This is a genomic window from Dyella sp. 01N36, from assembly GCF_056399745.1.
Genome location: NZ_JBFTRY010000012.1, coordinates 47,729 through 59,482, shown reverse-complemented (window position 1 = coordinate 59,482; position 11,754 = coordinate 47,729). Strand labels below are relative to the sequence as shown.

The following is an 11,754-nucleotide window of genomic DNA, read 5'->3' as shown; positions in this document are numbered from 1 at the left end:
CCCTTCACGATTGCGAAGCCCCCGAAGTGATGACGAACCGGTCGAACCGGCGTTGGCAAACCCCTGAAAGGTCCGTGTGCTGACAAGCACGCCAAAGCGATTGGGAGCCGACGCGCGACTAGCTCATCGTGGCCCGGCACCGCCTGACGGTGCAGCAACTAGAGGCCGGATATACGTGTGCAGTCGACACGGACGCCAGAGCTAAGAGATGCTTGGCAAAGGGGAGGAGTCCATATACGGACCTAACGGGTGATGATCTTTATAGTCACGTTCTAGGGAGGGGGACATGCGATACAAAAGGATTTTTGCTTTTGCGTGCTTGCTGGCCGTCGCGTCGCTTGGCTATGCATTCCCAGCCCAGCCAGCGTCACCTCAGGCGGAGGAGTCCAAAAGCATTGCGACACAAGAAGCCTTCCAACATGCCGTTGACGCACAACGTGCCGCTATAGCCAAAGAAAATTCGATGACTCCGAGAGCCGCCTGGGCTGGCGACTATTACTTCGGTGATGGTGAGGGCGCGAACGTGTCCCTATCTCTCGCCCCCGTTTCTGGCGTTGCTGCCACATGGCAGGGGTGCCTTGGTACCTACACCGCTAACAAGGGAAGGGTGATTCCTCAAGCAGACGGCAGTCTGCTGCTTAAGTATGAGCGACCCAACGATCAGAGGGGTCTCGGCTTTGCTGACCACGTAGTGCCTATCGCCTGGGGCGAACGCATGTACATGATCTCCGAAAAGGAGCTTCCAGCCTTTGCCAGCGCGGTGAATTTGGGTGATGAGCCGCGGACAGGTGAACAGGGTCTGTTTCTCATGCGCAAGGGAGATGAACTGCGCAAGGTATACGGCATGCCTATCCTGCCACCTGCTCAGCAGTCGCTGATTCGCGAAGTGCCGCTGGAAGTCGGCGTGGTCTCAGCGAATCGGCTGCACGATAAACGTGCCGACCAATTCGAGTGCCGGTATCGGCTGGAACTAGATCACGGTGCAAACGACGGTCTGGCGGCTGGGATGGAGCTTCTGGCGACCGGGGGCTGTGCAGGAAATCGCATCACCCTAGAACACACGACACCAACTCGCGCCGTTGGCACCATGAGCTTGTTCGGCGATGAATGCACCAAGTTGGATCGGCGGCCCTCAACCAAGACTCGCTTTACATCTGGCGCTTATCGGGGGATGTCTTCAAACGATAAACCCTGAGTGGATACTGGCCTCAAACACCCCAAGCCCGGCCTTAAAGGGGGCGTCTCGAAAGAGGGGGGGGTACACATCTAATGACCGCTCCGACCCGAAGCGGACGCTTGGCAGGAGCTTCTACAAAGGAGAGAGTGCGTGAGACAGCCGAAGACGTATGGACTTGTTCTGGTTGCTTTGGCCTGCGCCACCGCGGCGGCTATTACCGCTTTTCGAGGTCCCGAGCACTTTGAGGATCATGGTGTCTTCGCCGCTCTCGCCGCTGTGGTACTGGCAGGCAAAGTGCTACTCGATTGGCGCAGCGAGCGCTGAGCGATAGGCGCGCTTAGGCAGTGCATTTCGGCCCGTGCCCGAGGTCGTCATCATTTGAGACGGATGCATAGACGTGGTGTTCCGGCGCTTGGTGGCATCCGGCATTTCCCGACTTAGAAAAAGGTCCCCGAGAGGAGGGCCTTCTTCACTTTCAATTGGCTATGCCCCGGATGCCTTTGGGGCATTTGCCAGCGAATGAACAGCGACGGCTGGCCGCTGAAGCAAACGCGACAACCTGTCTGTCTGCTCAGCGCAAGATCAACGCCGCCGGCGCCTTGCTGCCAGGCCGCGCGATCGCGTACATCTGCCAGCTGATGTCCTTCAGCAGCGCGTAGTGATCGTCGCCCAGCGTGTAAAGATCGAAGTGGCCCTTATCGGGTAAGAACCGGAAGTCCGACTTGGCGCCCAGGCCATCCAGTAAAGCTTTCAACTTGTGCGCGGGGCCCTCCAGGTAGGCGCTATCGGCGCTGCCCACATAGAGGTGGATCTTGCCGTCCAGATCGCCCTTGAACTGCGGCCATTGCTGCTGCAAGCGATAGGCGATGTCGTAGTGGTCATGCCAGTAGCTCATCACTTTGGGATCGACCGCGCCGGTGTCGCGATCGAACATCGGCATCGGCCGACCGTCCTTGCCGCGCGGCGAGAACACCCACTCGAACGAGGCCATCTGACCGCCGTACTCGCCGATGACCCGTTCCTGCTTGGAAAACTCTTCCAGCGTGACCAGCACCTTGCCCTGGTCACGAAGAAACGGCCGCGGCTTGCCCTGCGCATCGCGATAGAGGTTGGCGTTTGGCGCGTACAGATCCACGCCAATGAAATCGTGGAAATCGCTTGGGTCCGGCGAGGTCGACCAGGTGCCGCCGAAGATGGACGGGTAGTTCGTCTGCAGCCATAGCGTGGCCCAGCCGCCGGACGAATGGCCGTTGAGGAAACGCCCGTTCGGCGTGGCGTCCATGTGGTACTTCGCCTCCAGCGCCGGTATCAGCTCGGCGGTCAGCGCCTGCCCCCAGGGGCCGTTGTTGACCGAGTCGGCGAACTCCACCGTGCCGGTGTAGCCAGACTCATCCAGGAACACCCAGATCATCGGCGGCATCTCGCCCTTGCTCATCGCCGCATAGACACTGGCCAGCACGGGAATCATGCGGTCGTTGTTGCCACTGAAACCATGCGTGTAATACACCGTCGGGTAGTGCGTCGTGGCGTGGGCGTCGTAGCCCGGCGGCAGCAGTACGCGGCCACGCATGGCGATCGGGCGGCCCCAGAAAGCGCTCAGCGCAGGGCTGGTGAAGTCGATCGCTTGCGTATGCGCGCGCGCTTGCGCCAGCAATTGACGCACCGCGGCCGGAGTCTGGGCCGACAGCGTCCACGGATCGCTCGCCGGCAGGGCGCGCGTGAGCTTCAACACCGGCGCTGAGGTGGCCGGCAGATGCACCGACACCACCTCGCTGACCAGATCGCCCGCGCCACGACCGTCTACGACGTTATAGCCGTGATCCACATCGAGCACTGCCTGCATCACGTAGTCGCCCGGCGGCAGCTTGGAAAAAGCCGCCGGAAATGCCTGTTCATCGGCGTCAAGCGTCACCGGCTGGCCTGGCTGCAGATGGGTCACCTCGCGCGCCGCTACCGAGGCCTGCTCGGGAAAAAACGGACTGGCATCGACCGCCTCGACCTTGCCGTCCTTGGCCGCTGCCTGCGCCGCCTTGGCCTCGCTGGCGAATAACAGCAGGCGACCGCTGACCGGCTGCTGGGAGGCGCCGTCCAGTTCGATCTGGAACAGACTCTGCGCCGGCGCGGCCTGCTCGGCCTGTGCCAGTCCCGTCCACGCCATCCCGGTGCCGCTTACGCACACTGCCAGCAGTGCGGCGGCGATCTTGGTTTTATATTGACCCACAAACACTCCTAGGCGGCCATAGGCGCCGCCGGTAAAAACATCGCTGATCCAGGAAGCCAATACGAGCTGGGATCCCGGGTATTCTAATTTGGCGTTGACTGGCGCCAATGGCTTTCGCCGCAAGTCCTGATCGTTTGCTTGTGCGTGCGCTGCAGTCATCGTCATGGCAACAGACATCCCGCCAACCATCGATCGCAAGTACTTGTTCGTGATTTGTCTCCAGGAAAGGCCATTGGGGCAATGGCTCTTTTCTACTTCGCTGGCAGTACGAACCCGGTTACGTATTTTTTCTGTCGGATGAAATGAGAGCTGCTCCGAACTCTTCCTGCATGACGAGGCCGGAAATTCGTACCTCCTGCAGTTGCGGGGAGACTAAGCGTCACCGAGGGCCCAAGCCGCGCCAAGGTCAACGAAGCGGAAGAACTTGCTTGTCTTGAGCTGCGCGTGCGCCAGCCGCGCAGCGGCATGATGTCGTTGGCCCGAATTGACCATCAGGCCAAGACGAGATCTCTCAAGGAACATCACTCATGAATCTCACTTGTAGCTTAGGTCGGAACCGTAAGGTCCGCTTTCGACCCGCAGCGGACCTTGCGATACTTGCTTGAGGTTCGTTGGGGGCATGGGGATGGCGCGAGAATGGAACCTGAGTGGGCGCTTGCGGCTGGGCATCGTGTGCCTCGCTGTGGCCTACCTGTTGGTTGCCTGGTTCTGGAGCGCGTATCACCGGTCCATCATGTCTTCCGCCTATGACTGCTCGGCGATGCTTTTGATTCTGGCGCTGGTTCCCAAGCGAACACGACTATGGGTCGCTGTTTGCTTTGCGGTTGCCGTGCCGCTTTTCGTGCGACTTGCGTTGGATTTTTCTCGTCTCTCACAGTAGCGATTGGCTACGAGCTGCCGCGAGATCGGCATGGAAGCCTGCGGTGGCGCTGCAGGCAACGGGTTGTCGCGTGAAGTTGATCGCGCCGCAGTTCGTGGAGCCGTAGGTAAGAAGCAACAAGAATGACGCCAGGGATGCGGGGGCGACATTGGAACGGTGGGAGAATAGATCTTACGGTGCTGCGAGCTACGATCGAAAACGGGATTGAGCACCACGTTTAGAGGTCACGCAGGAGGTCGTATGAGTGTTGATGAGAAGATCAACGACTATTTCGCTGCCCAGCCCGAGCCGAAGCGCACCGATATGAGGGAGTTGCACCGCGTGATCCTGGGTCTCATGCCGAAGTGCAAATTGTGGTTCATGGATGGCAAGGACAGTTCAGGCAAAACCGTCTCCAACCCAAATGTCGGGTACGGAACTCAGACGTTGAGATACGCCAACGGAGACACCCGGGAGTTCTACCAGATTGGCATCAGTGCAAACACCACGGGTATTTCCGTCTACATTCTCGGGATCGAAGACAAGAAGTACTTGGCGCAGACCTATGCAAAGGATCTTGGCAAGGCCAAAGTAACCGGGTACTGCATCAAGTTCAGAAGGCTGCGCGACATAAGCATAGAGACACTGAAAGCAGCCATGCGATATGGCATTGATCAGACGACCGGCTAGCATGGCTGGCAGTAAAGGCAATCGTACCTGTGCGTTGCCGGAGCTGATGTGTCCATGACCCTGCTGGGCGGCTCAGTAGCAGCGGGATAACGTACGCACGCAGCGCAAGGTCCGCTTCCGATCCAAAGCAGAAACCCCATTTGGCCTACTGCCGCCATAAGATTCGTCAAGCCGTTCCAGCCTCAGGTGACAAATGGCCAAGTACCCTGTTGTGAACATCGGCGAGTTGCGTCGCATCGTGAACGACCTTCTGGATCATGTTGAATCCGTGAATGGCCCTGAGCTTCGACTTGACCAGGACTATTACTGGGATTTGAACAGCGAGGCCATGTACGACGTCACCAAGAAGGTGTCTAACGTCGATCTGGTGGGAAGCCTCGGTGATAGTTGGGAGTTTCTACTGAACATGCAGCGCGACGACATCAAGCAATATGGCCCTTCCCTCATGCTCATCCATGCGGCGCCACTGTTGCGCTAGATCGGGGAGAAAGTGGGTCAGTAGGCGGAAGTGCCACCTTTCGGGTCGAAGCGGCCACCGTTTGGCATCCGGGCATGCCGCGCCATCTGCCAATCCAGTACAGGGGATGATTTCATGCAGGCGACGATCACTGGGCTGGCGCTCGTACTGGCAGGGATGAGCATGGCGTCAGCGTCCCATGTGGGACAGGCCGCTTCGCGTGGCGACCTCAATGCGCCCGACACCTATTTCCGTTCGTCTTGGAAATCTACGTGCTCGGTTGCGGGCGGCCCCACGATCATCGAGTTCACGTCGGCTGGCGGAGATGCCACCGAGGACGATATGCAGGTGGTGGCAACGTGGCCTGACGGGTCGTCGACCAAGGTGGGCTTGAAACCGGGGCTCTTTCCCCAGGCCAGGGGATTTTCCAGCGCAAGTGCTGGCTGCGAGGGGATCGGTGTGACGGTGCCGCGGCAGGATCAGATGTTGCTTTGGATTAAACGCGACGAGAGACCGGCCAGGTCCCGCATGGTGCTGGTGTTGCTGGACACGAATCAACGGCGCGTGCTTGATGTGGTGGACGACGCGGGAAACGAACTGTGGGGCAGCGAACTTTGCCTGACAAAGTCGCAACCAGCACTTTACGAAACGGTACTTGTCGGCGGCTACCAGGCGCGCGGCCAGACTGCTGAACCTCTGGATCTGCCGCGTATCATGCGTATCGAAGTAGTTGGCAACCAACTGAAACCGACTTGGGGTGACTGGGTCTCCAAATCGCACAGGAAAGGTAAGTGCTTCGATTAATGGCGGGCAAAGAGTCAAGCGGTTAAAGCGTCCACGTCCGACCCCATGTCGGCATGTCAGAGACCAGGCCGCATGTCGAAGCGGCGGCCCCGGGCATATGAAGACCGCGCTGGGCACCAAGGCCAGATGCGCCGATGGGCGTTGAGCCGTGCCCCGGCGCCTGACGATCTTGTGAATGGCTGCGCAACTTCCGGCGCTTTTCGTCGGTTCCTTGCGCCACGGGCGCTTTTTTATGCGATGTTGTCTGCACATCGCAAGTACCTGCAGAGAGTCTGCGGCTCCTTGCGGGGGACGCCAACCATTTCTCTTCTCAGGTACGGGACCAACATGAAGCGCGCTCTTTCCTTTCTTATCGTGGCCAGCTTGCTTGGCGCCAGCGGTCTGGCTGTTGCTTCGTCCCATGATGATCACGGTCATGGCAACGACAAGCATTGGGACGACGACCATGGTCATGGCCACAATCCCAAGGACGAGGGCCGCCACGACAACGGCAAGCACAAGGGCTGGTACAAGAAGGGCGACCGCTTGCCGGATTACTACTATGCGCGCGAGTACTACGTCGTCGATTACCCGCGGTATCACCTGCGCCGGCCGGATCCCGGCTACCGCTGGGTGCGCGCGGACGGCGGCCAGTTCTATCTGACGCTGATCTCCAGCGGCGTCGTCATCGATATCGCCGCCGGCCTCTGATCGCACATCGGGTTCAGCAGGCCATCCTGGTTGACTGCCTGCTTCCGGCCGGAGGCAGGCCGTCGAGGCAAGTCGGAAGGCAAGCAGCAGGCGGCAGCGCCGCGACTGTCACCTGGGCTTCGCATTGCCCATAAACTACGCATCTTATCCAGGAGATGCCCGCTCGTGACGCACTATATCGGCCCCTTGCTCACGCGCTCCGTTGCCGACGGGCTGTTTGCTGCGCGCGATGCCGGCGCCAGTGAATGGGCGGGTTCGATGGACCTGGGGCGTTCGAGCGGCAGCGCAGCGCTGAACGCGGAAGGCTGGCAGTGGAAGGGCCAGGGCTATCCGTATCCGGCGAAGGTCAAGGATCGCACCATCTATTACTGGGACGGTGAGGCGTTCTCACCGGTGTCGCGCTATGCCGGCTCGCTGATCAAGCTGGTGCCCACCGAGTGGGGCGCGCCTACCTTCGAGATCGACGGCATCAAGATGCTGCCCACCTCCAAGGAATCGCCGGTGGACGATGCGCGCCGCAAGGTGGCGTTGGTGGACCCGCGCGACAAGGTGGTGCTCGATACCTGCGGCGGCCTCGGGTACTTCGCAGCGTGTTGCCTAGAGGCGGGCGTGGCGCGGCTCCAGTCGTTCGAAAAGAATCCGGACGTGCTGTGGTTGCGCACCATCAATCCGTGGTCGCCGGATCCGGACTCCGATGCCGCTGGCGGCCGGCTTGAACTGACCCATGCGGATGTCTCGCAGGCGATCGTGCAGATCGCCGATGCCTCGGTGGATGCCTTGCTGCACGATCCACCGCGCTTTGGCATTGCCGGTGAGCTGTATTCGCAGGTCTTCTACGATCAGCTGGCGCGCGTGCTTCGTCGCGGTGGTCGCCTGTTCCATTACACCGGCAGTCCCAATAAGCTCACGAGCGATCGTGATGTTCCGCGCGAAGTGGCCACGCGGCTGGAGAAGGCGGGTTTCCGTGCCGAGCTGGCATTGGATGGCGTACTCGCAACGCGGCGCTGAGCAGGGCGCTTGACGAGTAGACGGCTAAACATCTGACGGAGGTTTTGCATGTCTGGCAGAACGGCATCGTGTTACTGCGGTCAGTTGAGCATCGAGGTGCAGGGCGAGCCGCTAGGCGTCGGGGTCTGCCACTGCCTGGCCTGCCAGCAGCGCACGGGCAGCGTGTTTGCTGCGCTGGCGGGTTTTAGTGCGCCATACAAGGTCACCGGCCATGCCACCGAATTCGTGCGTACCGGCGACCACGGCTCGCAGTTTCGCTTCCGCTTCTGCCCTGTATGCGGGAGCAACGTGTTCCACACGGAAGAGGGCGTGGAGGGGCGCGTCTCGGTGGCGGTGGGCGCTTTCGCAGATCCCTCATTTCCGCCACCGGCCGACTCGGTCTATGAAAGCCGGCGGCACTGCTGGGTGCAGTTGCCCGAAAACGTCACGCGCTACGACACCGACCCGTCCTAGCGCGCATCGTCACGCGATCACTCAATCCTTGATCGCGCCCAGCTGCTTGAGCAGGGTCAGGTTGTCTTCCAGGTGCCAGTTTTCGACGATCTTGCCGCCGGTGACGCGGTAGATGTCGGTGGCGATGAAATCGATCGCCTGTCCCTTGCCCTGGATGCCGTTGAAGTTGCCGGTGAAGTGGCCGGCGAAATGCAGATGCGACACCACGCGGTCGCCGACCACGAGCATCTGTTCCACCTCGCAGGTCAGGTCCGGCACCGCCTGGCGAAACGCCTTGGAAGCCTGTAACGGACCGTCAGGCCCTTGCACGCGTCCCGGCGGCGGCGTGCGATCGACAAACTGAGGCGACAGCGCCTGCTTGGCCAGTGCTTCATCGCCGTTGTTCCAGAACGTGTCGTAGCGTCGGGCGGCCAGCACGTTGGCGCGGGCGGTGCCTTTGGGCAGGCTGGGATCAACGATCAGCTGTTTGGGCACGACCAGTGAGACGTCGGTGGCCGCCTGGGCCAGGGGTGCGGCAGCAAGTGCAGCCAGGAGCAGGGGGGCGACGAGGTGACGAGGGGCCATGACCGGTCTCCGAAAGGGTGGCTTACGTTAGCGCTGGCCCGGTGACGAAAGAATCAGTGCGGCGCGCAAAGCATCCTTTCCAAAAACGAAAAAAAGGCCGGCCAAGGGGGCTTGAACCGGGCCGGACGAGCCCCAGCAGGACGTGCGCCGTTGGGGTCGTCAAACGCATTTCAAGTGGCCATGCGATCTATTTGGACGGCTAAATAATCGCTGAAAGTGCTTCCTTGAATCACCTGCTGCCAGCCACATCTCCTTGTCACCGGTCGCTACGGGGCCGGTGCGTCGCTGCATGTTGCGCGACGTCTACCTGTTGCTCATTGGAGAATTGGTTATGCGTACTGTTCTGGATTTTTCGCCGCTGCATCGTTCCAGCATCGGCTTTGATCGCGTGTTCGACTTGCTGGAAGCAGCGCGCACGCAGGCCAACGACAACTGGCCGCCGTTCGACTCGGTAAAGCTCAGTGAAGACAGCTACCGCATCACGATGGCCCTGGCCGGCTTCAGCCGTGAAGACATCAGCCTCACCGTGCAGGCCAACATGCTTACCGTCAGCGGCGAGCGCAAGGGCGAGCAGGAAGGTGAAGTGCTGCACCGTGGCATTGCCAACCGCCCGTTCAACCGCCGCTTCGAGCTTGCCGAGCACGTGCAGGTGACCGGTGCGCGCATGGAGCATGGCCTGCTGGTGATCGACCTCAAGCGCGAAGTGCCCGAGGCTTATAAGCTGCGCCGCGTCGAGATCAGTGACTCGGCGGTGTCGCCGTCCGTGTCGCAACTGCGCGATCAGGCCGCGTAATTGCAGCTGGCCACAAGCTGATGGCACCGAGAGGGTGACGGCGTCGTCACCCTCTTTTTGCATGTCCGTGATGCGCGCCGGTGACACTGGTGTTCCATCGATCGAACGTCACAGGAGTACCGCATGCGGGCTAGTCGAATGCTCGTCACGGTGTTGATTGCCATGCTGGCGTGGCCGGCCGCGCATGCACAGCAGCTCGCCAATGAACCGGTGAAGCAGCTGGATCTCAAGCGCTATCTCGGTCAGTGGCACGAGATTGCGCATCTGCCGATGTTTTTCCAGCGCCAGTGCGTGGACAACATCAGTGCCGCCTACCGCTCGTTGCCCGACGGCCAGGTGAGCGTGCGCAACGCCTGCCGCACGCGCAATGGCGAGATGGACGCATCCGATGGCGTCGCTCGCACCACGCCGGTGGCCGGCGCACTCAAGGTGCGCTTTGCGCCTTCATGGTTGTCCTGGGTGCCCTGGGTGTGGGCGGACTACTGGGTGCTGGATGTCGACCCGGATTATCGCTGGGCGCTGGTGGGCAGCCCGAGCCGCAACTATCTGTGGGTATTGTCGCGCGATGCGCACATGCAGCGCAGCCAGTTCGAGGCCTTGCGTCATCGCGCGGCAGAGCGCGGCTATCCCACCGAGCGGCTGGTGATGTCCGCGCCGCTCGATTAAGCGTCGTCGGCGCGTTCGCGCACGCGATCCATCAGCTCGCGCAGGCGCTTTTGCTCATCACGGCTGAGCACGCCGAACAGCTGTTCCACCGCGTGCCGCTTGGGTCCCTGCACCTCGTCGAGCTTGGCCTGGCCGACCGCGGTGATGATCACCAGCTGGGCACGCCGGTCGCTGGGGTGGGGTGAGCGCTCGATCCAGCCACTTTCCTCCAGTGCATCCAGCGCCGTGGTCACGGTGCGGGGTGCGTAACCCATCTGCGTGGCGATATCGCTGGGCCGGCACGGCGCCAGTCGGGCCACCAGGGCCAACAGCTTGGCCTGCGAGAGCGAGAGGCCGGCCGCTGTCATGGCCGCGTCGACGTGCTTGCGCACCAGGTGATGCAGCGCGAGAAAGGCATCGGCCAGTTCGACCGTGGCCGACTTGCCGGGGGTTGACTTGGTTGGGGGCGTCATGGAAAAGTATTGAGCAAGCTCACTATGAGTTGCATCCATTATACCGTCGCGCCCCCACCGCGACCAGCGAGGTCCCCATGTCCACCTCTCCCCGTGAAATCCGGCGCGTCCGCCATCCCCTGAAAATGCGCGAACTGACCGTGAAGCGCCTGACCCCAGTCTCGCCGCGCCTGTTGCGCGTCACCCTGACCGGCGATCTGGACGACTTCGTGTCCGCCTCGTTCGACGATCACGTGAAGCTGTTCCTGCCGGCCGATGGCGAGTCACGGCCAGCGTTGCCCACCGTGACCGAGCAGGGCATGACCTTCGATCCATCACGTCCGCGCCCTCCCAGCCGCGACTACACCCCGCGCCGTTACGACCGGGCCGCCAACGAGCTGGATATCGAATTCGTGCTTCATGGCGACGGTCCAGCCGTGTCGTGGGCGCGAAACGCCGGGGTGGGCGGCGTGCTGGGCCTGGGCGGCCCGCGGGGTTCATCGATCCTGCCCGACGGGCTCGACTGGTACCTGCTGGTCGGTGACGAAACCGCCTTGCCGGCGATCGCGCGTCGCCTGGAAGAGGCCGCAGCGGGCGAATGCATCGTCGCTCTGGTTGAAGTGGAGAGCGCCGACGCACGCATCGACATCACCACCGCAGCAAACGCCAGCGTCACCTGGCTGTGCCGGGAGACCGGCGACGCCGGGCTGGCGGCCGCCGTGGCCGAGTTGATCCTGCCCGAAGGCGACGGCTTCGCGTGGGCGGCCGGCGAGTACGCCAGCATCCGCCAGGTGCGCCAACGCCTGATCGATGTGCATGGGCTGGACCGCCAGCGCATCCGTGCCTCCAGCTATTGGAAGCAGGGCGAAGTGGCCAGCCATGAAACGCTGACCGACTGAGGTCAGGCGCGCGCTCTACGTAGTTTTGCTATTCCACTTTGC

13 protein-coding genes are annotated in these 11,754 nt (G+C 61.6%); 10 read left to right on the top strand and 3 right to left on the bottom strand.

Translation table 11 applies throughout. The features are described 5' to 3' along the window. Nucleotides 1–286: 286 nt before the first annotated feature. The gene (locus tag AC1DMG_RS05045; RefSeq protein ID WP_441605583.1) at nt 287–1,195 is read left to right on the top strand and encodes a hypothetical protein; all 909 of its coding nucleotides are present in this window, start codon (nt 287–289) and stop codon (nt 1,193–1,195) included. 553 nt (nt 1,196–1,748) lie between these two features. Here AC1DMG_RS05045 and AC1DMG_RS05040 read toward each other — a convergent pair. Next, entirely contained in the window at nt 1,749–3,335 is a 1,587-nt protein-coding gene (locus AC1DMG_RS05040; RefSeq protein ID WP_441605603.1) for an alpha/beta hydrolase, read from the bottom strand. 1,183 nt (nt 3,336–4,518) lie between these two features. On the opposite strand from AC1DMG_RS05040, the gene AC1DMG_RS05035 reads away from it, so the two are divergent. The 6 genes from AC1DMG_RS05035 to AC1DMG_RS05010 all read left to right on the top strand — a co-directional run bounded on the left by AC1DMG_RS05035 (nt 4,519) and on the right by AC1DMG_RS05010 (nt 8,359). Then, entirely contained in the window at nt 4,519–4,947 is a 429-nt protein-coding gene (locus AC1DMG_RS05035) for a hypothetical protein (protein WP_441605584.1), read from the top strand. A 193-nt stretch (nt 4,948–5,140) separates the two neighbouring features. After that, complete coding sequence (locus tag AC1DMG_RS05030; RefSeq protein ID WP_441605585.1) at nt 5,141–5,425, top strand: hypothetical protein; 285 nt, start codon at nt 5,141–5,143, stop codon at nt 5,423–5,425. Between the two features lie 114 nt (nt 5,426–5,539). Next, nucleotides 5,540–6,208: a hypothetical protein gene (locus tag AC1DMG_RS05025; protein ID WP_441605586.1), complete on the top strand. Its 669-nt coding sequence runs from the start codon at nt 5,540–5,542 to the stop codon at nt 6,206–6,208. A gap of 327 nt (nt 6,209–6,535) precedes the next feature. Next, complete coding sequence (locus AC1DMG_RS05020) at nt 6,536–6,898, top strand: RcnB family protein (RefSeq protein WP_441605587.1); 363 nt, start codon at nt 6,536–6,538, stop codon at nt 6,896–6,898. A gap of 165 nt (nt 6,899–7,063) precedes the next feature. Beyond that, nucleotides 7,064–7,906, top strand: a complete 843-nt coding sequence (locus AC1DMG_RS05015; RefSeq protein ID WP_441605588.1) for a class I SAM-dependent methyltransferase — start codon at nt 7,064–7,066, stop codon at nt 7,904–7,906. 48 nt (nt 7,907–7,954) lie between these two features. Then, the gene (locus AC1DMG_RS05010) at nt 7,955–8,359 is read left to right on the top strand and encodes a GFA family protein (RefSeq protein ID WP_441605589.1); all 405 of its coding nucleotides are present in this window, start codon (nt 7,955–7,957) and stop codon (nt 8,357–8,359) included. Between the two features lie 21 nt (nt 8,360–8,380). Here the strand turns inward: AC1DMG_RS05010 and AC1DMG_RS05005 are convergent, their stop codons facing one another. Next, on the bottom strand, nt 8,381–8,923 hold the full coding sequence (locus tag AC1DMG_RS05005) for an ester cyclase (protein ID WP_441611607.1): 543 nt from the start codon (nt 8,921–8,923) through the stop codon (nt 8,381–8,383). A gap of 331 nt (nt 8,924–9,254) precedes the next feature. Here AC1DMG_RS05005 and AC1DMG_RS05000 point away from each other — a divergent pair, with 331 nt between their 5' ends. Both AC1DMG_RS05000 and AC1DMG_RS04995 read left to right on the top strand, forming a co-directional pair. After that, entirely contained in the window at nt 9,255–9,716 is a 462-nt protein-coding gene (locus AC1DMG_RS05000; RefSeq protein ID WP_046972018.1) for an Hsp20 family protein, read from the top strand. Between the two features lie 123 nt (nt 9,717–9,839). Next, complete coding sequence (locus AC1DMG_RS04995) at nt 9,840–10,382, top strand: lipocalin family protein (RefSeq protein ID WP_441605591.1); 543 nt, start codon at nt 9,840–9,842, stop codon at nt 10,380–10,382. Here AC1DMG_RS04995 and AC1DMG_RS04990 read toward each other — a convergent pair. Continuing rightward, the gene (locus AC1DMG_RS04990) at nt 10,379–10,834 is read right to left on the bottom strand and encodes a MarR family winged helix-turn-helix transcriptional regulator (protein WP_441605592.1); all 456 of its coding nucleotides are present in this window, start codon (nt 10,832–10,834) and stop codon (nt 10,379–10,381) included. The genes AC1DMG_RS04995 and AC1DMG_RS04990 overlap by 4 nt on opposite strands. A gap of 77 nt (nt 10,835–10,911) precedes the next feature. Here AC1DMG_RS04990 and AC1DMG_RS04985 point away from each other — a divergent pair, with 77 nt between their 5' ends. Continuing rightward, nucleotides 10,912–11,712, top strand: coding sequence for a siderophore-interacting protein (locus tag AC1DMG_RS04985; protein WP_441605593.1), 801 nt, complete (start codon nt 10,912–10,914; stop codon nt 11,710–11,712). Nucleotides 11,713–11,754 lie beyond the last annotated feature (42 nt).